The 20,512-nt window shown below is 67.2% G+C and carries 20 protein-coding genes; 11 read left to right on the forward strand and 9 right to left on the reverse strand.

What is annotated here, in order from left to right:
* Positions 1 to 3: 3 nt before the first annotated feature.
* On the reverse strand, positions 4 to 780 hold the full coding sequence (locus AMYAL_RS0116790; RefSeq protein WP_020632464.1) for a class I SAM-dependent DNA methyltransferase: 777 nt from the start codon (positions 778 to 780) through the stop codon (positions 4 to 6).
* Between the two features lie 113 nt (positions 781 to 893).
* Here AMYAL_RS0116790 and AMYAL_RS0116795 point away from each other — a divergent pair, with 113 nt between their 5' ends.
* On the forward strand, positions 894 to 1,463 hold the full coding sequence (locus AMYAL_RS0116795; protein WP_020632465.1) for a hypothetical protein: 570 nt from the start codon (positions 894 to 896) through the stop codon (positions 1,461 to 1,463).
* A gap of 139 nt (positions 1,464 to 1,602) precedes the next feature.
* Here the strand turns inward: AMYAL_RS0116795 and AMYAL_RS0116800 are convergent, their stop codons facing one another.
* Positions 1,603 to 2,067, reverse strand: coding sequence for an SRPBCC family protein (locus AMYAL_RS0116800; RefSeq protein ID WP_020632466.1), 465 nt, complete (start codon positions 2,065 to 2,067; stop codon positions 1,603 to 1,605).
* A 35-nt stretch (positions 2,068 to 2,102) separates the two neighbouring features.
* Complete coding sequence (locus AMYAL_RS0116805) at positions 2,103 to 4,448, reverse strand: hypothetical protein (protein ID WP_020632467.1); 2,346 nt, start codon at positions 4,446 to 4,448, stop codon at positions 2,103 to 2,105.
* 394 nt (positions 4,449 to 4,842) lie between these two features.
* On the opposite strand from AMYAL_RS0116805, the gene AMYAL_RS49250 reads away from it, so the two are divergent.
* The 6 genes from AMYAL_RS49250 (at position 4,843) to AMYAL_RS0116835 (ending at position 9,253) form a co-directional block, all read left to right on the forward strand.
* Positions 4,843 to 5,082 (forward strand): hypothetical protein, encoded by a 240-nt coding sequence (locus tag AMYAL_RS49250; RefSeq protein WP_020632468.1) that lies wholly within the window; start codon positions 4,843 to 4,845, stop codon positions 5,080 to 5,082.
* A 119-nt stretch (positions 5,083 to 5,201) separates the two neighbouring features.
* Positions 5,202 to 5,804: a DUF3558 domain-containing protein gene (locus tag AMYAL_RS48445; RefSeq protein ID WP_084702126.1), complete on the forward strand. Its 603-nt coding sequence runs from the start codon at positions 5,202 to 5,204 to the stop codon at positions 5,802 to 5,804.
* A gap of 376 nt (positions 5,805 to 6,180) precedes the next feature.
* A complete protein-coding gene (locus tag AMYAL_RS0116820) occupies positions 6,181 to 6,687 on the forward strand; it encodes a PE domain-containing protein (protein WP_026467153.1) in 507 nt (168 codons plus the stop codon).
* Positions 6,687 to 7,292: a DUF3558 domain-containing protein gene (locus tag AMYAL_RS0116825; RefSeq protein WP_245192933.1), complete on the forward strand. Its 606-nt coding sequence runs from the start codon at positions 6,687 to 6,689 to the stop codon at positions 7,290 to 7,292. Before AMYAL_RS0116820 ends, AMYAL_RS0116825 begins: the two co-directional genes overlap by 1 nt.
* A 3-nt stretch (positions 7,293 to 7,295) precedes the next feature.
* Complete coding sequence (locus AMYAL_RS0116830; RefSeq protein ID WP_020632472.1) at positions 7,296 to 8,507, forward strand: hypothetical protein; 1,212 nt, start codon at positions 7,296 to 7,298, stop codon at positions 8,505 to 8,507.
* 2 nt (positions 8,508 to 8,509) lie between these two features.
* Positions 8,510 to 9,253, forward strand: a complete 744-nt coding sequence (locus AMYAL_RS0116835; RefSeq protein ID WP_020632473.1) for an ESX secretion-associated protein EspG — start codon at positions 8,510 to 8,512, stop codon at positions 9,251 to 9,253.
* On the opposite strand, the gene AMYAL_RS0116840 is transcribed toward AMYAL_RS0116835, so the two are convergent.
* The 3 genes from AMYAL_RS0116840 to AMYAL_RS0116850 all read right to left on the reverse strand — a co-directional run bounded on the left by AMYAL_RS0116840 (position 9,250) and on the right by AMYAL_RS0116850 (position 11,691).
* On the reverse strand, positions 9,250 to 10,005 hold the full coding sequence (locus AMYAL_RS0116840) for an amino acid ABC transporter ATP-binding protein (protein WP_020632474.1): 756 nt from the start codon (positions 10,003 to 10,005) through the stop codon (positions 9,250 to 9,252). The two genes, AMYAL_RS0116835 and AMYAL_RS0116840, sit on opposite strands and share 4 nt — an antisense overlap.
* Positions 10,002 to 10,805: an amino acid ABC transporter permease gene (locus AMYAL_RS0116845; protein ID WP_020632475.1), complete on the reverse strand. Its 804-nt coding sequence runs from the start codon at positions 10,803 to 10,805 to the stop codon at positions 10,002 to 10,004. The genes AMYAL_RS0116840 and AMYAL_RS0116845 overlap by 4 nt, the downstream gene beginning before the upstream one ends.
* Before the next feature lie 70 nt (positions 10,806 to 10,875).
* Positions 10,876 to 11,691, reverse strand: a complete 816-nt coding sequence (locus AMYAL_RS0116850) for a transporter substrate-binding domain-containing protein (RefSeq protein ID WP_020632476.1) — start codon at positions 11,689 to 11,691, stop codon at positions 10,876 to 10,878.
* A 148-nt stretch (positions 11,692 to 11,839) separates the two neighbouring features.
* On the opposite strand from AMYAL_RS0116850, the gene AMYAL_RS0116855 reads away from it, so the two are divergent.
* From AMYAL_RS0116855 to AMYAL_RS0116865, 3 genes are read left to right on the forward strand one after another with little or no spacing between them, the layout of a single operon-like run.
* Positions 11,840 to 13,501: a circularly permuted type 2 ATP-grasp protein gene (locus tag AMYAL_RS0116855; protein ID WP_020632477.1), complete on the forward strand. Its 1,662-nt coding sequence runs from the start codon at positions 11,840 to 11,842 to the stop codon at positions 13,499 to 13,501.
* An 11-nt stretch (positions 13,502 to 13,512) separates the two neighbouring features.
* On the forward strand, positions 13,513 to 14,460 hold the full coding sequence (locus tag AMYAL_RS0116860) for an alpha-E domain-containing protein (protein ID WP_020632478.1): 948 nt from the start codon (positions 13,513 to 13,515) through the stop codon (positions 14,458 to 14,460).
* Positions 14,457 to 15,299: a transglutaminase family protein gene (locus tag AMYAL_RS0116865; protein ID WP_026467155.1), complete on the forward strand. Its 843-nt coding sequence runs from the start codon at positions 14,457 to 14,459 to the stop codon at positions 15,297 to 15,299. Before AMYAL_RS0116860 ends, AMYAL_RS0116865 begins: the two co-directional genes overlap by 4 nt.
* Here AMYAL_RS0116865 and AMYAL_RS0116870 read toward each other — a convergent pair.
* On the reverse strand, positions 15,296 to 16,300 hold the full coding sequence (locus AMYAL_RS0116870) for a FecCD family ABC transporter permease (RefSeq protein WP_020632480.1): 1,005 nt from the start codon (positions 16,298 to 16,300) through the stop codon (positions 15,296 to 15,298). The two genes, AMYAL_RS0116865 and AMYAL_RS0116870, sit on opposite strands and share 4 nt — an antisense overlap.
* A complete protein-coding gene (locus tag AMYAL_RS0116875) occupies positions 16,297 to 17,328 on the reverse strand; it encodes a FecCD family ABC transporter permease (protein WP_020632481.1) in 1,032 nt (343 codons plus the stop codon). The genes AMYAL_RS0116870 and AMYAL_RS0116875 overlap by 4 nt, the downstream gene beginning before the upstream one ends.
* A 66-nt stretch (positions 17,329 to 17,394) precedes the next feature.
* Here AMYAL_RS0116875 and AMYAL_RS0116880 point away from each other — a divergent pair, with 66 nt between their 5' ends.
* Positions 17,395 to 18,393, forward strand: coding sequence for an ABC transporter substrate-binding protein (locus AMYAL_RS0116880; protein ID WP_020632482.1), 999 nt, complete (start codon positions 17,395 to 17,397; stop codon positions 18,391 to 18,393).
* Between the two features lie 494 nt (positions 18,394 to 18,887).
* Here the strand turns inward: AMYAL_RS0116880 and AMYAL_RS0116885 are convergent, their stop codons facing one another.
* Positions 18,888 to 20,300 carry a M20/M25/M40 family metallo-hydrolase gene (locus tag AMYAL_RS0116885; protein WP_020632483.1) on the reverse strand — a complete coding sequence of 471 codons (1,413 nt, stop codon included), beginning with the start codon at positions 20,298 to 20,300 and terminating at the stop codon, positions 18,888 to 18,890.
* Positions 20,301 to 20,512: the final 212 nt, after the last annotated feature.

The raw sequence follows: 20,512 nt of genomic DNA on the forward strand, positions 1-20,512 counted from the left end.
AGCTCACCCCAGGGGAGGAGCCTCATGTGGGTGATGAGGGACCTTCTCCCAGACCGACACGTGCCCGGTGCTCTCGGCGGTGAGTTCGGAGCGGTCCCAATCCGCCCAGCGGTGCTTCGGGCGCATCCCGGCGATGCGGGCCATCAGGTCCAGCTCTGCGGGCCAGACGTAACGGAAGGGAATGCGGCGGAACCGCCCGGTCCCGTCCGGTGACACGGTGACGTGGTTCGACGTGAACTCCTGGGTGACCACGTCGTACTGGTCGAATCCGACGTAACCGGGGGTCATCGCGAACGGGACGATGTCCTGTCCGGGTGGCAAGCGGCGCAGGTCCGGGAGGCCGACCTCGACGACGAACAGCCCGCCCGGCCGCAGATGCGCCGCCGCGTTGCGGAAGACGTCGACCTGGCCGTCCTGGGTGGTCACGTTGCCGATCGTGTTGAACACCAGGTAGACCAGCGAAAACTCGCCTGCCACCCGTGTGCTCGTCATGTCGCCGATCGTGACCTCGACCGCGTCGCCACCCGGTTTGCCCGCGATCCGTGCCGCCATCGACCGGCTCAGTTCGATGCCGCTGACAGGCACTCCGCGCGCGGCCAGCGGCGCGGCGATCCGCCCGGTCCCGACGGCGAACTCCAGCACCGGGCCGTCGGCCAGATCTTCGAGGACGTCCACGACGGGCGTCGCCGCTTCGGGCGCGTTCGCGCCACCTGGATCGTCGTAATCCGTGGCCACGCTCTCGGGGAACCAGCCGTCGGCCGGGTCGTCTTCGAAGCTCACACTCGCGGACGCTACCGCGCCGACCGTGCGCTTCTCATCCCGTTTTCGCCGCCGCGCTCGGTCGGCGTTAAAAGAGAAGGCGCTTGCTCGATGCGCAATTTACGCTCGAACACATGTCCACTGTTGAGCACGCCTTCACCATCGAGGAGGCACACGACCTCCAGGCGAGCTTGGCCGAACCCGTGCGTCCAGGGTTGAGCGAGGCCGAGCTCGACGACGTCGAAGCACGCTTCGGCTTCCGGTTCGCCGCCGACCACCGGACCTTCCTGTCCGCCGGGGTGCCGATCGGCGACCGCTGGCCGGACTGGCGCTGCGGCAACCCCGACCAGCTGCGGAAACGGCTGGACTGGCCGGTCGACGGGGTGCTGTACGACGTCGAACACAACGGCTTCTGGCTGCCGGACTGGGGCATGCGCCCGATCGACCTCGCCGACGCGCTCGCGCGGGCCCGCTCGCATCTGGCGCTCGTGCCCCAGCTGGTTCCCGTCTGCGGGCATCGGTATCTGCCGGGGATCGCCGGGAGCACGGGATATCCGGTGCTGTCGGTGTATCAGACCGACATCGTCTATTACGGCTACGACCTGCGGGGATACCTGCGGCACGACTTCGGCGACGAGCCGCTGGGCCCGCCACCGGCAGGCGGGCCCCGGCACGTCGAGTTCTGGTCGCGGTTCGTGGAATGAACGGACCGTTCATGCCTTGAATTCGCGTTTCTGGGCCACTACATGTGGTCGTTTCGCGCGACGGAGGTCACCAAATGTGCCCCCGGCGATAGCAAAGGTCCCTTGCTCTTTTCGCGATTCGGAAAAGTGGTGGTAAGGGTCAGGATTCGGCGGCGGCCTTCAGCCGGGCCAAGGTCGCGGCGATGTTCGCCCGGTTGGCGTCGTCCCGCTTCCAGATACCGGTGAACAGCGACGTCGGCCCGCGCAGCCAGCCCGGCCGCCGGTCCCACGTGCTCTCCACGGCCACGCAGCCGTCGCCGGAGACCTCGATGTCGTACTGCCAGCGCGCGACGGGAAGCCCGGCGACAGTGGTCACCTCGAACGCGAACCGCTTGCCCTCTTCGGCGTCGGTGATCGTCGAGAGAGTGCTCCAGCGACGGATCCCGTTTCGGTTGCGGCCGCGGAACTTGGCGCCGACCGCGGGACCGTCCGCCGCGCCGACCCAGCGGTGTCCCTCGTACTCCTCGGCCATCCCCGCGAGCGCGCCAGGGTCGCTGACCAGGGCGTACACCTTCTCGGGCGGGGCGGCGATCGCGATCTTGCCGGTGGCGCTGGGCTCAGTCATGGCATACCTCCGTACTGAGAGTATGTGAAATACCCTCAGTTGTCCCGCCGGAGCATGCGGCTTATCCCGGCCGCGACCGTCGTCGCCAGCACCCAGCCCGAGGCGGTGAACCCGGCCGCGACCCAATTGTCCACACCGTGCATGTACCAGCGCGACTTGTTGCCGAAGTCGACGATCGGGACCAGCAGGTCGACCGTGTACAGCACCGGGTTCCACTGCAGGCCGGTGTCGTCCTGGTTGACCAGGCATCGCGGCCCGCTCACCGTGAGATTCGGTTTGGTGACGCAGTCGTCGACCCCGAACCCGAACCACAGGCTGCCCAGCACGAGCAGCGTCAGCAGCCAGCCGAGCGCGCGCACCGGACGGAAGCCGTAGCCGACCATCGACCGCTGCAACCAGCTCCACACCCGCACACCGGGTCCGAAGAACTTGAAGCCCTTCGCCAACGCCACATACCGGAACTGCTGTTTCTTCAACAGCACCGTGGAGGCGTGCTCTTCATTTCCGGACGCGCGCAGCGTCGCCGCCAGCTGGTCGTAGGGTCCAGGGCGGTAGCCGTCCATCGCCTTGCGCAGCAACACGATCCGATGGTCGATCGCGCGGTCGTCGTCGAGCGCGATGTCCTCCTGCAGCGCGTCGTACCGGAAATCCTCCAGCTCGAGCCCCGTCGTCGACGCCCAGAACGCCTCGTTGTCGCCCAGTGTCCCGCAATGCGCGCGCCGCAGGACGATCCGGCCGTCCGGCGGAACGGCGGGCGTGAGCAGGAATTCGTCGGCCTTGACGTCACTGCCGTCGAGCGCGATTCCGTGCTGCGGCAGGGAACCGAGCCGCGCGCCGCGAAAATCGACGCGCCGCGCGACCTGTGCGCCGTCGAGGTTGACCCCGCCCTGCGCGACGAACGGGCGCTCCTTGTTCTCGGTGAGGATCAGGTCCCGGCCGATCCGCGCGGTGCGGACGTCCAGCGAGTAGCTGGTGCGCGTGCGGGCACCAGGCTCGGTCAGGCTCGTGCCGAAGAGGTTCACACTGCCGCCGACCTCGGCGCCCTGCAGCCGCAGAGTGCCCTGGACGGTGGCGTCGGTGAGCTGGAAGTTGCCCGCGATCTTCGCGCGCCGCGCGGAAAAGACGTCACGGCGCGGGTGCAGGAACATCGAGTTCCACGCCAGGACGTTGCCGCCGACGGTGATGTCGGCCATGCGCAACTGCCCGGACGGCACGCGCAGGCTCGTCGCCTCGAGATCGCCGCCGATCGTGGTGCCGTCGAGATGGAGCGCGCGGTCGTAGTAAGGAATGGTCTGCCCGCGGACGACCTGGACCTCGGCACCCGCCAGGCGCAGCGAACCGCCGATCCGGGCATTGACCATCCGCAGCGTCCCGGTCGCCTGCATACCGTCGCTCAGTTCGACGTTCCCGTTGACCGTCGCGCGATCAGCGACCAGCGCCGGCCGCGGATCGATGTACGGATCGTTCGACTTCCACGCGTCGACGACGATCGGCCCGGCCTGGTTCACCGAGAGCTTGGCCTCGCGCAAAATGATGTCACTGTCCACAGTGGCGCTCGGCAGGAACATGATCCCACTGGCGGAGAAGCGTTTCCGCTGCGCGGCGGGCCCATAGTTGTCCACTTCGCACAACAGGCTGCCGCCGATGTGGATCCCGTTGCCGTTGAGCGCGAAGCCGTCCCGGTTGTTCAGCGTCGCGCCGGAGAAGTTGACGTTACCGCCTGCCCGCATACCGGGGATGCGGACTTCTCCGTTGGCCACCAACCGATACGCCAGCAGCGCGCCGACGATGTTGACCCGGTCGGCCTGGATCGCCTTGCCCCGCGGATGGGTGATCACCGTGCGAGTCAGCACGACCGAGCCCTCGATGACCGCGTCGGTGAGGTTGACCGCCGCGTTCGGCATCCCGCGCTCGCGATCGTCGCCGCGCTGGACCGTGGTCTCCTCGATCTCGTGCTCACCGTCGACCTGCACGACACTGCGGATGAGGCGGACGTCGTTGCGGGTGCGGAGGTTGCGCGCCTTGAGCCCCGGCAGCCAGCACTTGCGGAACACGAGCCCGAGCAGATGCGCTTCACGGACGTCCGGCGGATGCTCGAACCGGCACCGCTCGAACCGGAACAGATACTTGATGTCGGCCGCACGCAGATCGAGCGTCCCGGTGATGTAGGCGTCTTCGATCTGCACGATCGGCGCGTTCGTCGCCTGACGTCGCCACCTCAGCAGGCCCGTCGTCCCCGGCTTCATCAGCTCGGACGCCGGGACCTCGTACCGCTTGTCGGGGTTGGGATCGAACGGATCGAGCGGCGGCAAGGACGCGTCGCCGTTCAGATCGCCCTCTCCCGGATCGCGCGGCCCGTTGTTGCGCCGAAAGCCCGGCATCGTCTCGCTTCCCTCCCCCGTCGTTCCCCGGCCACCAGCGAAGCCGATCACCCACGGGATTCGCAAGGGGCCCAGGGCAGTAGACCGGAACCTGCCACCGGACTACGACGGCAGAACAGCCGCCGCGGGTTCCGGACCAGGCCGTTTCGGTGATCTTGGTCGGATTCGCCGCCTGGGTGTCCGCTCGCTGCTACGGTCACTCACCGGAGTCAGAGGTGAACTACGGGTAGGTCGCGCCCTTCGCGGCCCGTGCGGGGAGGCACGACATGCGGCGTTTCTTGCTCTTGGCGGCTGCGGTATCGCTCTTGGCCGGTGGTTGCGGCACTCAGACAGCGGGCAGCGCGGTGACGAGCGCGCCGTCCTCGGCGCAGCTTCCGTCCGACGGGCACCGGCGGTGAGCGACCCGATCACGAATACGGCGGCGGTCGAGGCGGACCCGTGCAGCGCCATCCCGGCGGGCGAGATCGAAGCGATCGGCGGGAAGGTCAAGCGCTTCGATCTGGAGCAGTTGAGCATGGGCAACGCTTGCGCCTGGGTCTTCGCCGTGGGCGCGAACACCGTGAGCGCCGGGGGTGACCACTTCTCCTTCGCCGACCCATGCGCGTTGGCGACCAAGAACTTCAAGGAGGCGTAGGCCTTGAACTGTCCCTGGTCGGCGAGATCGCTAGCTATGACTACGCCGTCACAGCCAACTACGAACAACAAGATCAAGAATCAAATCCATGTCCCCGCCGCGCGGGAAAGGTCCTCTGAATGCGTTTCCGTCTCGTCACAACGGTCATCGCCACAACAGCATTACTGGCAAGCTGCAGCACCGAAACCGGGGGAACACCCGCACCCGCATCGCCGTCGCCGAACGCGACAGAACTGCCGAGGGCCGGAGCTCCCAAGGTCGTGACCCCTCTGAAAACGACAGCTTTCGAAACGAACGCGTGTGACGCAGCGAGCGAAGCGGAGATCAACAGCACCGGCGTAACCCTGAAGACAGTCGAACCCCAGGAAATAGCTGGCGGCAAAGGTTGTTTGTGGATCTTCACGAACACCTCGGGGACGATGACCGGAAATCTCAATGCCAGCCAGCCAGACGGGCTCAGTCACTTGTACGCGCTCAAGGCGCAAGGTAGCGGGGTCACGACGTTTCAGCCTGTGGCTGATATAGCGGGCTATCCAGCGGTCGTCTACGCCAACGGCGGAGAGGGGCCCGGCGTGTGCAATCTGGCGATCGGCGTTCGCGACGACATGATGTACGTCCTTACGACACAGCTTTTCAGCGGCAGCCCCAAATACGACGATGCCTGCGATCTACTCACAAAGATCGGCGAGTTCGCCGTGCAGCATTTCAAGGCGGCACAATAGCCAAATCGGAAAGGCCGTTTGATGCACTGGAGCACCCTGTTCTCGATCTGTGGTCATCACAGGCGCAGTAGTCTTCGCGAGCGTCTGCAATGACCAGAAGTTCGGGAATTCCATGCCGCCACCATCGCCGACCGCGGCCTCGACGCAGCTTCCGAGGGATGGCGCCCCTGCGGGCGGCAGAGGATCCAGGACAGGTGTCCTGACCGGACAAATGCCCTCTTTCAGGCCGGATCACGCTGATCGTCCCATCTTTCGATGGTGATCTTTCACAGAACTGCTGATCAGCGATCTACCTGCTGCTATCGTCACCGATTGGAGTCAGTGGTGAACTACGGGTAGGTCGCGCCCCTTCGCGGCCCGTGCGGGGAGGCACGACATGACACGACCGGGAAGCGGCCCTCAGGGGGTCTACGACCAGCTGAACACGACAACGCCGCAGGCACCGCCACCAGGGTCCGGGATGATCCAGGGCGCTACCGCCGCGCCGCCACCGCCGGGCCCGCCGCCGAACTACGGCGAGCTCGGCACCAACCAGGCGAAGGCCGACTTCGCCGCTGCCTCGGCGAACGGTGGCTGGGAATTCGACCCGGCCGCCATGGACAAGGTGATCAAGTCTCTCGAAGACTGCTTGGAGAACGACTTCAGTCGAGCACAGGACCATGCCACCTGGTTGACCTTGATCCAGCCTCCAGGCCAGGAGGTGGGCAGCGAGGGCTACGCCGCCGCCGCGAACAAATCGGGAGCGGCCTACCAGTCCTTCCTGCAGAGCGCAAATGATTACACCTCGTCCTACCTTGAGACCCTGAGGAAGATTCGCACCGCCTACCAAGAGCAAGACCAGGCGGCCCTCGACGCCCTCCGCCAGATTGGAAAGACCGCCTGATGCGACCCACGGCCACAATCATGACTCTTGCGACTCTGGCCTCGATCGCGCTGCTTGGCGGATGCGCAGACAAGAAGACCAACGATCCCACGTCGACCAGCGCGCCGTCGTCAGCCGGTCTTCCCACCGCCGGTGCGCCTTCCGTGACTGATCCGATCACGAACACCAAGTCGGTCGAGTCAGACCCGTGCAGCGCCATTTCCGCCGATGAGATGACTGCAATCGCCGGCAAGGTCAAACGGACCCGTTCCGAAGACATGACAGCCGGCATCGCTTGCACCTGGGTGTTCGAGCTGAGCCCGAACACCATCAATGCCGGGCTCGTCACAGCGAACAAGGACGGTCTGAACGCCTTGTACGCGCAGCATGCAGCAGGCAGCCTCACCACCTTCAAGCCGGTCGACCCGATCAGTGGATATCCGGCCGTGGTCTACGCCAACGGAGGCGAGGGCAAGGGAAACTGCACGCTGGCCATCGGTGTCCGGAACGATCTCGTATACAACGTCATCCCGCGTCTTTCCAACGAGCACCCTTCCTTCGCCGATCCCTGTGGCCTCGCCACCAAGGTCGCAGCCGCGGCTATCAAGAACCTCAAGGGGGCATAGGCGATGACCTACAGCGGTTGGGAGATCTTCACCAAGCTCAACGCCAACCCCGCGACGACGGAAACCCTCGACAGGGCACAGGTCTCGTCTCACAAGCTCCTTGTGATCCACGAAGACATCAGCAAAGCCATGGAGAACAGCCAGACGGCGCTGAGTTCCTTCTGGAAGGGCAAGGCCGCCGACAGCGGAGCAGCGGGTCTCGCCCCACTCATCGCGACCTCCAAGATCGCGGGCGAGAACATGGACCGCGCCCGCCAGTCGATGTACGACCAGAACGCCTCTTTCCACTACACGCGCGGCAATGTCCGCCCGGTCGAGAAGGAGCGCGTCGGGGACAACGGGCCTGGGGACATCCTGTCCATCGGCGCGAGTGACGACGAGATCGCCGCCGCGAAGTTCGACTCGGACACCAAGCACAACGTCGAGATCTACGAGCCGTATTACCAGAGCACCCAGCCGCGGCAGCAGTCGCTCGCGCCGGTCTATCCGGCCGCGCACGACCCGAACGTGTCGACGGGGCCGATCACGGCGGATCCGATCGATCCAGGGACGAAGGTCAGCGGGTTCACCGGTGGGCACGGCGACTCCGGCGGGCGGCATGGTGGGCCCAGTGGGTACACCGGCGGTCCGAGTTCGTACTCCGCGCCTCCGGGGGCCGAGGGTTATCAGGCGCCACGGCCGCCGCAGGTTCCGCAGCCGCCGAGGATGCCTCTGCCCCCGCAGCAACCGGTCCGGCGGCCGAACGACGGGACCGATCTTTCCTCGGTGAAGACCCCGCCCGCGATGCGGCCAGGCGAGTTCCGGCCGCCCTTCGGGCCCGGAAGCGGCGGACCAGGCGGTGGTCCCGGTGGCGGCGGCGGTGGATTCGGCCCTGGTACGGGTGGGTTCAGCGGCGGATTCGGGCCCGGAGGCGGCTTCGGGCCGGGAGGTTCGACGGGCGGGCCGGGCAGCATGGGACCCGGACGCGGTGTCGGGGCAGGCATGCCCGGCGAGGGCGCCATGCGCGGACCCGGCGGGACGCCGGCAGGCGGAGCGGGGGCGGGACGTCCTGGCTCGCCTGGCATGGGTGGCGGCGGTATGGGTGGCGGCAAAGGCGGCAAGGGCGGCGAGGACGAGGAGCACCAGCGCAAGATCACGCTGCAGGAAGAGGACGGCGACTCCCTCTTCGGCGGCTACGACGGTGACAAGCCGGTGCCGCCGGTGATCGGCGCATAACCGTGCTCCAGAAGCCCGTCGAACTGACGCTCCAGACCTACGAAACCCTGCTGGACCAACACAATCTCGGCGACATCCACCCGACGCTCGTTCGCGGCGCGCAGTGGTACCTGCCCGAGGAACGTCGCGAGCTGGCCGCCACCGCACAGTCCGAATTGGACAGACAAGGACTGCTCAGGCGCGGCCGGATCGACGACGAATTCCTTGACACACTGCGTTTCCTGCAGCGGCCGGCGGTCGAGTACTACTCGTGGGTGAAGTCGGAGGGGCGCGAGCGGACCGTTCGCGCCGCGGGCAGTGGCCGCGAGGCGCTCACGATCGTCCTGGTCGACAAAGTCGTCTACCTGACGCCGACCCGGCCGGACACGCTCCCGCAGGACTTCACCGGTCTGCTTCCCGAGGCCTCCGGCGCGCGTACGCCGTCGCTGAACTGCTCGGAAGCCGACCTGCACATCCTCATGAAGGGCGAGATGCTGACGGGCGCCAGCCCGAGTATCCGCGACGCCAAGAAGGTCCTCCAGTGGATCCAGTCGCCGTACACCTTCTTCGGCAGGCTGTACGTCGCCATCCGTGACGGTGGCGGCAACCGGAAACGCGTCGAGAGGCCACCGGGCTGGATGGACACCGAACAGGGCCGCGTCGTGTTCGGCCCGGACGCCAAGGGCTGGGTGAGCCTCATGGGCGCCGGGCCGCACGAAATCGCCTCGAAGGTGGTCCAGCTCCAGGAGCAGCTCCGGGGCCGCTAGTCCTGGTGGTTCGGATTCAAGACCCGTGAGAGGAACGTCTTCGTGCGTTCCTCTTGCGGGTCGCCGATGACCTGGTCCGGCGCGCCCTGTTCGACGACGACACCGCCGTCCATGAACAGCACGATGTCGGCCACCTCGCGGGCGAACTGCATCTCGTGCGTGACGACGAGCATCGTCATGCCCTCCTGCGCGAGCTGCCGCATGACCGCGAGGACGTCGCCGACGAGTTCCGGGTCGAGCGCCGACGTCGGTTCGTCGAACAGCATGACGTCCGGGTTCATCGACAGCGCCCTGGCGATCGCGACACGCTGCTGCTGTCCACCGGACAGCTGCGTCGGCAGCGAAGACTCCTTCTCCGCCAGGCCGACCTTCGCGAGGTTCTCCCGCGCGATGCGCTCAGCCTCGTCCTTGTCGCGCTTGAGGACCTTGCGCTGCGCGACGGTGAGGTTGTCGAGCACACTCAGGTGAGAGAAGAGGTTGAACGACTGGAAGACCATGCCGATCTTCGTGCGGGCGCCGTCGATGTCGACGTCCGGGTCGGTGATCTCGCTACCGTTGACGACGATCTTGCCCTGCTGCGGTTCTTCGAGGAGGTTGACGCAGCGCAGCAGCGTCGACTTGCCCGAACCCGACGGGCCGATGATGCAGACGACCTGACCGCGTTCGACTCGCAGGTCGATGCCCTTGAGCACCTTGAGTTCGCCGAACGCCTTGTGGAGTCCCGAAACCTCGACGATCGTCTGGGTGCTCATACCGTTCCTCCGCCGGGCACTCCGGCCCCGTATTTCTTCTCTAGCCGCTGCTGCAGGATCGACAGCGGGATGGTGATGACCAGATAACACAGCCCGGCGACGACGATCGGCGTCAGGCCCTTGGCCTCCAGCAGCGCCTGACGGCTGAACTGCGCCAGTTCCTGCTGCGCGGGTGTGGTGCCGAGCAGGAACGCCAGCGAAGAGTCCTTCGTCAGCATGATCAGCTCGTTGGCCAGCGGCGGCAGGATGATCCGGAACGCCTGCGGGATCACGACCGTGATCATCGTGCGGGCGGGCGACATGCCGAGCGAACGCGCGGCTTCGACCTGTCCGCGTGGCACGGCCTGGATACCGGCGCGGATGGTCTCCGCCATGTAGGCCGAGGACACGATGCCCAGCGCCAGCATGATCGCGACATTGCGCGGCAGCTGGGTGTTGAACGCCGTGGGCACGCCGATGCCGACGGCGAGGAAGATCAGCAGCGCGGGCAGACCGCGGAAGAACTCGATGTACCCGCGCGCGAACCAGCGGTACGGGCCGACCGAGGACAGTCTCATCAGGGCGAGCAGAAGGCCCAGCCCCAGGCCGAGCGCGAAGCCCAGCGCGGTGAAGATGACGGTGTTCTTCAGCGCGACCGTGATCACGTCCGGGAACTGCTTGGCGGCGACGTCGAGATCGAAGAACGCCTTGCCGATCTTGCTCCAGTCGGCCAGCAGCGCGAGCACGATGACGATCACCAGCAGCAGGACGTATTGCCCGGTCCGGAACGCCGAACGTCGCTGGCGGCGGCTCAAAGCCATTTCTCTCCTCAAACAGGTGGCGACAAACCTGTGGCCGGTGCGCTGGGCACCGGCCACAAGGAACGGATTATCAACCGGCGGTCGGGCTGCCCGGCTGCCAGGTCGGCGCCTTGCCGAACCACTTCTGGTAGATCTTCGCGTAGGAGCCGTCCGCCACGGATGCCTTGAGCACCTCGTTGATCTGGCCGAGGAGGGCGGTGCTGCCCTTCTTCACGCCGATTCCGTAGAACTCGTTCGTCTTGAATTCGGTGACGACCGTCGTGTCCGTGTTCGTCTTCGCGAAGTCGTAGAGCACGCCGTTGTCGTTGACGCCCGCGTCGACCGTGCCGTTCTTGACGGCCTGCTCCAGCAGCGCGAGGTCGTCGAAGGTGACGATCTCCGCGCCCTTGGCTTCCTTCTGCGTGTACTCGGCGCCGGTGGTGGCCGACTGGACACCGATCTTCTTGCCCGCGACGTTGGAGAGGTCCTTGATCGGCGAACCGGTCTTGACCAGCAGTGCCTGGGTCGCCTCGAAGTACGGGTCGGAGAAGTCGAACTTCTCCTTGCGCTTGTCGGTGATCGTCATCCCGGCGGCGGCGAGGTCGCACTGGCCGCTGTTCATCGCTTCGCCGGACTCGATGTTCTCGAAGGCGATGTCGACGATGCTCTGCTCGACATTCAGCTTCTTGCCGACCAGATCGACCAGGTCGACGTCGAAGCCGACGATCTTGTCGCCCTGCTTGACCTGGAACGGCTGGTAGGGCAGGTGCGTGCAGGTGGTCACCTTGCCGGAAGCGACGAGCTGGACGCCGCCGGCCGCGGTTCCGCCTTCCTCACCGCACGCGGACAGCGCGCCCGCGGCTAGGGCGAGCGCCGGGATCAGGGCGAGCGCTTTGAATCGGGCCACGTCGTCACTCCTTGTAGTTCCCATGTGTCGAGAGCACGCATATTGCCACTCATCCGGCGGCAAGCACAGCACTACGACGTTACATCGCCGTTTCGGCCGTCACGGGCGTTACATGAAGTATCGCGCCGACATGGCAGGGTGAGCGAGTATGGCGACCATGAACAACAACTCGGCGCCGCGCCTCCCACCGGCAGGCCGCCGCCCTCGAGCGACCACTTCGGCGAGGCGCGCGGCGAAACCCGGAGCCCAGTTCGACGGCTATCTTTCGCCGTCCAGGCCGCACGCGGGCGCGTACGACGAGATGTTCACCGCCGATGGCACGGTCCGCCAACCGTATCGCGCACTGTACGAATCGATCTCCGCACTGACTTCGACGGACCTCACGTCCCGCTCAGCGGCGATCGACCGGGCGATGGTGGATCAGGGCATCACGTTCTCGTTGTCCGGTCAGGAACGCCCGTTCCCGCTCGACCTCGTGCCGCGCGTGATCACTTCGTCCGAATGGAGCAAACTCGAACGCGGTGTGGCGCAACGAGTCCGCGCCCTCGAAGCCTTTCTCGCCGATATCTACGGCGACCGGCAGATCCTGCGCGAAGGCGTTCTGCCGCGACGGCTGATCACCTCGTGTGAGCATTTCCAGCGTGAGGCGTTCGGGATCAACCCGCCCAACGGCGTCCGCATCCACGTGTCCGGTGTGGACCTGGTGCGCGACGAAGAGGGCACGTTCCGGGTACTGGAGGACAACCTCCGCAATCCCTCGGGTGTGTCGTACGTGATGGAGAACCGCCGCACGATGGCGCGCGTGTTCCCGGACCTGTTCGCCCAGCATCGGGTCCGCCCGGTCGGCGACTACGCCTCACATCTGCTGCGCGCGCTGCGGGCGGCGGCCGCGGCGAACGTCGCCGATCCGATGGTCGTCGTGCTCACGCCCGGCGTGCACAACTCCGCGTACTTCGAGCATTCGCTGCTGGCCCGGCTGATGGGCGTCGAACTGGTCGAGGGCCGCGACATGTTCTGCCGGGACAACGTCGTCTACCTGCGGACGACCGAAGGTGAGCGCCCGGTCGACGTCATCTACCGGCGCATCGACGACGAATTCCTCGACCCGGTGCACTACCGGCCGGATTCCGTGCTCGGGGTCGCCGGGATCCTCAACGCGGCCCGCGCGGGCAACGTCGTGATCGCGAACGCCGTCGGCAACGGCGTCGGCGACGACAAGCTCGTCTACACCTACGTGCCCGAGATGGTGAAGTACTACCTCAACGAGAAGCCGCTGCTGCCCAACGTGGACACCTTCCGGTGCTGGCTGCCGGACGAGTTCGACTACGTCATGCAGAATATGGAAGAGCTGGTGGTCAAACCGGTCGAAGGCTCCGGCGGCTACGGCATCGTGTTCGGCCCCGAGGCGACTCCGGCCGAGCTGGCCGCGCTGAAGCGGAAGGTCCGGGCTCACAAACGCGGCTGGATCGCCCAGCCCGTCGTCCAGCTGTCCACCGTTCCGTCCAAAGTAGACGCACGACTCGCACCGCGCCACGTCGACCTGAGGCCGTTCGCGGTCAACGACGGCAAGGAGATCTTCGTCCTGCCGGGCGGGCTGACCAGGGTCGCGCTCCCGGAGGGCAGCCTGGTGGTCAACTCGTCGCAAGGCGGCGGATCGAAGGACACCTGGGTGCTGACGCCGCGGTCCTCCACGGCGGAACGGGAGCTGGAGCGGCCCGCGCTCGGCGCACTGTCCCATGTGGACGGTCTGATCGCCGAACAGGGTCCCGAGCTGACCACCACCCAGCAACAACAGCAGCAACAGGCATAGGGAGGTTCATCGTGCTAGCCCGTAACGCGGAATCGCTGTACTGGATCGGCCGGTACGTGGAACGTGCCGACGACACCTCCCGGATCCTCAACGTCTCCGTGCACCAGCTGCTCGAAGACGCGAGCGTCGACCCGGACCACGCGAGCCGCCAGCTGCTCGCCGTCCTCGGCATCTCACCGGAGGGCATGGACTCGCTCGACGTGTGGAAGCTGACCGAGCTGGTTGCCTACGCCAAGGACAATCCGGCGTCGATCGTCGGCTCGATCAACTCCGCCCGCGAGAACACCCGTGGCGCCCGCGAGGTCGTCTCGACCGAGCTGTGGGAATGCCTGAACGCGACGTGGAACGCGGTACCGGACAGGCAGCGGTACGCGCGCCGCGCCGGGCCGCACGCGTTCCTTTCCTTCGTGGAAGAGCGCGCGGCGATGTTCGCCGGGCTCGCGGATTCGACGATGAGCCGCGACGACGGCTGGCTGTTCATGGTGCTCGGCCGTTCGATCGAACGCGCGGACATGGTGGTGCGCCTGCTGCTTTCGCGGGTACAGGACAGCGCGTCCTCACCCGGCTGGATCACCGTGCTCCGTTCGGCGGGCGCGCAGGACACCTACCTGCGGACCTATCGCGGCGCGCTCGACGCCGCCCGCGTCGTGCAGTTCCTGTTGCGGGACACGCTCTTCCCGCGTTCGGTGTTCCACGCGCTGCGACAGGCCGAGGAATGCCTGGAACGGCTGGACCCCGGCGTCAACTCGCGCGCCAACGAGAAGTCCGAGGCGCTGCGGCAGCTCGGCCGCGCCCGCAGTGAGCTGGAGTTCCTGCGGCCGTCGGATCTGCTGGAGGACCTGCCGAAACGGCTCGTCACCCTGCAGACGTCGATCAAGGACATCGGCGACGCGGTTTCGATGCAGTACTTCCATTCGTCGCCGTGGGTGGCCTGGAGCGGTGCGGAGGTTTCGCTGTGACCTGGCAGCTTCGAGTGGCCCACCGGACCGGATACCGGTACGCGACGCCGGCCACGCAGTCGTACAACGAGGCACGGCTGACCCCGCGTTCGGATCGGCGGCAGACCACCGTCGTGAACCGCGTCGAGACGACGCCCGCGACCCGTGCTTATCGCTACACGGACTACTGGGGCACCGTCGTGACCTCGTTCGACCTTCACGCGCCGCACACCGAGTTCACCGTGCTCGCGACGTCGGTGGTCGAGACCGCCGACGAGGGCGAGCCGATCCGTTCGGCGTCGTGGAAGGACCTGCGCAGCGACACCATCGTCGACCATCGCACCGAGTACCTGACGCCGACGCCGTACACGCCACGCGATCCGGAGCTGACGAAGGTCGCTCGCGAACTGCGGAAGGGGCTTGACCCGGCGGAGGCCGTGCTCGCGGTCTGCGAATGGGTCAACCAGCAGCTCAAGTACCAGCCTGGGACGACCGGCGTGCACAGCACGGCGACCGACGCCTGGCAAGCGCGCGAAGGGGTTTGCCAGGACTTCGCGCATGTGACGCTGGTGATGCTGCGCGCGATCGGCGTCCCGGCGCGCTACGTCTCCGGGTACCTGCACACGAAACCGGAGGCGAAGCTCGGCGAGACGGTCGAAGGCGAAAGCCACGCCTGGGTCGACGTCTGGACCGGCGACTGGTGGGCCTACGACCCGACGAACGCGATCCCGGTCGGGCCGCGGCACGTCTGGGTCGCGTACGGCCGCGACTACGCCGACGTACCGCCGCTCAAGGGCATCTTCACCGGCGGCGGTCAGTCCACTTTGGACGTCTCGGTGCAGCTGACCCGGCTGACCTAGGCCCGTCGTCGGAGCAACAGCCAGAGCAGGTACGCACCACCGAGGGCCGCCGCGACGACGCCTGCCGGAAGCAGCGAAGACTCCAGCAGGCGCTGGCCGAGGTAGTCGGCCGCGACGACCAGGGTCGCCCCGACGAAGGCCGACGACACCAGGTTGGGCCCCGGCAGCCGTGTCATCCGGCGGGCCAGCTGGGGCGCGGCGAGGGCGATGAACGGCAGCGGCCCGGTCGTCGCGGTGGCGGCCGCGACCAGCGCGACGGCGACCAGCACCAGCGTCAGCCGCACGCGGGGGACGTCGACGCCGATGCCGGTCGCGGTGTCGTCGCCCATCTCCAGCATGCGCAGGGCGCGGCCGTGCACGAACACGATCGGGACGAACACCGCCATCGCGATCGCCAGGGGCACGAAGTAGCTCCAGTCGCGGCCGGAAAGGTCGCCGACCAGCCAGCCGACAGCCTGCGCGGCGGCTTCCAAGTTCGCCTTGACCAGCAGATACGCGTTCACCCCTGCCAGCACCGCGCTGACCGCGATCCCGATCAGCACCAGCCGCGAACTCAGCAGACCGTGCGGCGCGCACAACGCCATCACGACCAGCGCGGTCAGTAACCCGCCCGCCAGCGCGCCGAGCGAGACGACGCCGGGAGCGGAGCCGAAGAACAGCAGGGTCACGATGCCGCCGGTCGCCGAACCGGTGGTGAACCCGATGATGTCCGGACTGCCGAGCGGATTGCGGGTGATCGTCTGGAAGATCGTCCCCGCCAGCGCCAGCGCGGCCCCGACGAGGATCGCGACCAGCACCCGCGGCAGCCGTCCCATGACTACCAGGTACTGCGCCTTCGTCCCGGAACCGGCCAGCGTCGTGAGCACTTCGCCGGGGCTCATCTCGTAGTCGCCCGTGCCGACCGAAAGCACGACGAGCGCCAGGACCACCAGGGCCAGCGCGGCGACGACGATCGTGGACCGTCTGTCCAAACCGGACTCACGGCGGAGGAGCGCGGTCATCGGCGCACCGCCTTCAGTCGCCGGGCCACGATCACGAACGCGATCCCGCCGACGACGTCGGTCATCACGCCGACCTGGATCTCCCCCGGCGAGCCGAGCAGGCGGCCGAGGACGTCGCAGCCGAGCAGCAGCACCGGTCCGAGGACCGCCGAAAGCACCATCACCCAGCGCTCGTCCTGGCCGATCAGCGACCGGACGACGTGCGGGATCATCAGGCCGACGAAGGCGATCGGCCCGCAGGCCGCGGTCGCCGCCGCCGACAGCAGCCCTACGGCGACCATCCCGGCGACGCGGACGAGCGCCGGATTCGCGCCGAGCCCGCGGGCGGTGTCCTCGCCCAGCGCCAGCGCGTTCAGCGCGCGGGCCAGCACGACCGCGATCACCACCCCCGCGACGAAGAACGGCAGCAGGACGGACAGCTGGCCGAGGTTCCGGTTGACCAGCGAGCCGACCAGCCAGAACCGCATGGCCTGCAGGTTGTGCGTGTTGATCATCTGCATGCCCTGGTTGATCCCGACGAACACCGCCTGGATCGCGACGCCGGCCAGCACCAGCCGCAACGGGCTCGTGGCGCCGCGTGTCCCGCCGATCACCGAGACCAGCGCGGTTCCCACGAGCGCTCCGGCGAAGGCGAACCAGACGTACTCGCCGGGCGAAGTCACCGAGAACACCGCGGAGCCGAGCACGATCGCGACGGCGGCACCGTGGTTGATGCCGAGCAGACCGGGTTCCGCGACCGGGTTGCGGGTGATCGCCTGCATCAGCGCGCCCGCCAGACCCAGCGCCATCCCGACCAGGACGCCGAGCACCGTGCGGGGCAGGCGATCGTCGCGGACGACGACGTCGTTGTAGCTGCCGTCGTACGCGAAGAGGGCGTGCAGGACTTCGCCGAGGGAAAGCCGGTTCGATCCGAAGCCGATCGACAGCAGGATGACCGCGACCAGCGCGATGAGCGCCCCAACCAGGACCAGCGTTCTCACGGAGACGCTGGTCCGGGGTGATCTGACGCGCTCCGTGACCTGGACCATGGCCTTCAGAGTAAGCGAAGGCTAGCCTAACGACGAAACCCGGCCCGAAGGCGAAAGTAGATCTCCATGCACCTCTCCCGACGCGGCTTCCTCGCCGGTACCGCGGCGCTCGGCGCCACCGGCCTCCTGACCGCCTGCGGCTACCAGGACGAAGCCCCCACGCAGGGAGCGGGCACGACCTGGTCCTTCACCGACGACCGCGGCCGCAAACTCGAAGGCGAGCGGCCGACCCGGATCGTCGCGCAGGTCACCGCCGCGGCGGCGCTGTGGGACCTCGGCGTGAAGTCGGTCGGGATCTTCGGCCCGTCGAAGTTCGCCGACGGCAAACCGGATCCGCAGGCGGGCGGCGTCGACCTGAACACGGTGACGTCGCTCGGGAACGTGTGGAACGAGTTCAACTTCGACAAGTTCGTCTCGCTGAACCCGCAGCTGCTGATCAGCGTGATGTACCTCAAAGAACAGATGTGGTACGTCCCGGACACGCAGACGGAGAAGATCGACAAGGCCGCGCCGAGCGTCGGGATCCGGCTGCAGGACATCTCGATGCCCGAGGGGATCGCGAAGTTCATCTCGCTCGCGAAGGCGCTCGGCGCCGACACTGAGACTCCGGCGATCCGGGCCGCGAAGGAGGAGTACGAGAAGGCTGACGCCGCGCTCGGCGAGGCGGCGAAGAAGGCGGCCGGGCTGAAGATCCTGCTGGTGTCCGCGCAGAAGGACGCCGTCTACGTCTCGAACGCGCCGAAGTTCGCGACCTCGAAGCACTACCAGAGCAAGGGCTTGAACTTCGTCACGCCGGAGGCGCCGGACGAGAGCCAGGGCGGCTACTACCAGCAGATCAGCTGGGAGAACATCGGCAAGTACCCCGCCGACGTGATCATGTACGACAACCGCGGCGGTTCGCTCTCGCTCGGCCCGGACGGGCTCGGCGGCGTGCCGACCTGGGCCCAGCTGCCCGCGGTGAAGGCGGGAAAGCTGATCCCGTGGAACAACGAGACGCCGTTCTCGTACCAGCGCTTCACGCCGCAGCTGACGGAACTCACCGCCGCGCTGAACAAGTTCGCCTAGGGGCTTCGGGCCGACTCTCGGCGCCTGGTTGGGTTATTGGAGCAGAAGGGCAAAGCTGTCCTGCCGGACGACCAGGTCAACGCCTGTTCGGGTGACCGCTACGGCCCGCCGGGCACTTGGCCTCACCGGGCAGGGTTGCGAAAGCCACTTTCACAACCCTGAAGGTTGTGAAAGTGGCTTTCACAACGTCATCTCCCCTCGTCTCTCACCTGCCGCGCTGGGGTCCCGCAGCACCGAGCGTCGCGAAAGCCACTTTCAGGACTTCAGAGGTCCCGAAAGTGGCTTTCGCGACACCCGAAACCGACAGACGCGCGAGCAGCCGAGCACGACACGTTTGCCTTTCCGCTCAATAGAACGACCATTACCACTCACGACCCCCGCGCAAAGCACGCGAATTGGACACGTCGGCGTCGCGACCGGGTCGCCGCACAGCTCGGACAGGAAAGGCCCCTTCAGCGCAAATTTTGCGATGAAGGGGCCTTTCCTGTCCGTCGTCAGCTCTTGGCGTGCGCGTCCAGGATGTGCGCGACCGCCTCGGTGACCCGCTGCGCGAAGTCGATGTTCAGCCACTCGTCCGGCACGTGGATGTTCGAGTCCGGCCCGCAGGCGCCGGTGACCACGAACTGCGCCTCCGGGTACTTCTCGCCGAGCAGCCCCATGAACGGGATCGAGCCGCCCATGCCGAAGCTCTTGTGCGGCTCGCCGAAGACCTCGCCGCTCACGTGGTGCAGGACCTTGTCGAGCCACGGCGCGGTGTCCGGCGCGTTCCAGCCGTTCTCGGCCTGGAACCCGCCGAGCTCGACCGAAGCGCCGTAAGGCACGTCGGTGGTGAGCGCGCGGCGGACGGCCTCCATCGCGGCCGGCGCGTCGGCCGTCGGCGGGAGACGGAAGCTCAGGGTGAGCGTGGTGCTGTCGCGCAGCACGTTGCCCGCGTCGGCCGGGAGCGGGAAGCCCTCCGCGCCGATCACCGAAAGCGTCGGCCGCCACGAGTTGTTGAGCAGCAGTTCGAGATCGTCGTCGGACACCGTCCGGCCGACGACCGGGAACATCGTCTTCGCCGCGCCGGGCGCGATCTCGACGACACCGCGGGCCTCGTCGACGCGGTTCTCCGGGATGTCGACGCTCAGTTCGGCGAGCTTGATCTCGCCGGTCTCGACGTTCTCGATCCGGTCGATCAGCGCGCGCAGGACGCGGAACGAACTCGCCACGATGCCGCTGGCCATCCCGGAGTGCTGCGAGGACTCGAGCACCTTCACGGTGACGTTGACGTGCAGCATGCCGCGGAGGCTGGTGGTCAGCCACAGGCGCTTGTAGTCGGTGCCGCCGGCGTCCAGGCAGACGACCAGCGAGACCTCGCCGAGCTTCTCCTTCAGGTGCTCGACGTAGGCGGGGAGGTCCGGGCTGCCGGACTCCTCACCGGTCTCCAGCAGCACGACCGCGCGGGAGTGCTCGCCACCGGCGGCGTGCACGGCCTCGATCGCGGTCGTCGCCGCGTAGCCGGAGTAGCCGTCGTCGACGGCGCCGCGGCCGTACAGCCGACCGTCGCGGATCACCGGTGTCCACGGGTCGAGCCCCTCGGACCAGCCGCCGACCGGGGGCTGCTTGTCGAGGTGCCCGTACATCAGCACGGTGCCCTTGTCGGCCGCTTCGGACGTCGCCGGGATGTCGACGACCAGCAGCGGGCTGCGGCCTTCGAGTTCCACGACCTCGAGCGTCGCGCCGGGGATCTCCCGTGCGGCGATCCAGGAGCGGACGTGCTCGACGGCGGCGGCCAGATGACCGGTCTTCGCCCACTCGGCGTCGAAGGCCGGCGACAGCGCGGGGATCGCCACCAGGCCGGACAGGCTGGGAAGGACTTCGTTGGTCCAGTTCGAAACCACGGTTTCGCGTACGGATTTCTGCTCCACATCCGCCATCCTGCCACGCCCTGAGGAGCGTGTTGTGGGTCACAACGGTGGGCACGGATCGTCATCGATCAAGCCGGGCAGGACACCCGTCCGGGCCCGTCGTCCGCTGGTCGGCCCGCGAGTGAATCCCCTACTTTCGGCGGCCCCACACTCGGGCTTCCTAGCATTTTCCCTGATCAGACACCGTTTCTCAGCAACAAATCAGCAACCGC

The sequence above is a fragment of the Amycolatopsis alba DSM 44262 genome, assembly GCF_000384215.1.
Taxonomy (GTDB): domain Bacteria; phylum Actinomycetota; class Actinomycetes; order Mycobacteriales; family Pseudonocardiaceae; genus Amycolatopsis; species Amycolatopsis alba.

Bases quoted from the DNA above. Each gene is read 5' to 3' on its own strand.
- AMYAL_RS0116830 (WP_020632472.1), top strand. From the start codon at position 7,296: ATGACCTACAGCGGTTGGGAGATCTTCACCAAGCTCAACGCCAACCCC.
- AMYAL_RS0116820 (WP_026467153.1), top strand. From the start codon at position 6,181: ATGACACGACCGGGAAGCGGCCCTCAGGGGGTCTACGACCAGCTGAAC.
- AMYAL_RS0116800 (WP_020632466.1), bottom strand. From the start codon at position 2,067: ATGACTGAGCCCAGCGCCACCGGCAAGATCGCGATCGCCGCCCCGCCC.
- AMYAL_RS0116855 (WP_020632477.1), top strand. From the start codon at position 11,840: ATGGCGACCATGAACAACAACTCGGCGCCGCGCCTCCCACCGGCAGGC.
- AMYAL_RS0116845 (WP_020632475.1), bottom strand. From the start codon at position 10,805: ATGGCTTTGAGCCGCCGCCAGCGACGTTCGGCGTTCCGGACCGGGCAA.
- AMYAL_RS48445 (WP_084702126.1), top strand. From the start codon at position 5,202: ATGCGTTTCCGTCTCGTCACAACGGTCATCGCCACAACAGCATTACTG.
- AMYAL_RS0116805 (WP_020632467.1), bottom strand. From the start codon at position 4,448: ATGCCGGGCTTTCGGCGCAACAACGGGCCGCGCGATCCGGGAGAGGGC.
- AMYAL_RS0116795 (WP_020632465.1), top strand. From the start codon at position 894: ATGTCCACTGTTGAGCACGCCTTCACCATCGAGGAGGCACACGACCTC.
- AMYAL_RS0116870 (WP_020632480.1), bottom strand. From the start codon at position 16,300: ATGACCGCGCTCCTCCGCCGTGAGTCCGGTTTGGACAGACGGTCCACG.
- AMYAL_RS0116825 (WP_245192933.1), top strand. From the start codon at position 6,687: ATGCGACCCACGGCCACAATCATGACTCTTGCGACTCTGGCCTCGATC.
- AMYAL_RS0116840 (WP_020632474.1), bottom strand. From the start codon at position 10,005: ATGAGCACCCAGACGATCGTCGAGGTTTCGGGACTCCACAAGGCGTTC.
- AMYAL_RS0116875 (WP_020632481.1), bottom strand. From the start codon at position 17,328: ATGGTCCAGGTCACGGAGCGCGTCAGATCACCCCGGACCAGCGTCTCC.
- AMYAL_RS0116880 (WP_020632482.1), top strand. From the start codon at position 17,395: ATGCACCTCTCCCGACGCGGCTTCCTCGCCGGTACCGCGGCGCTCGGC.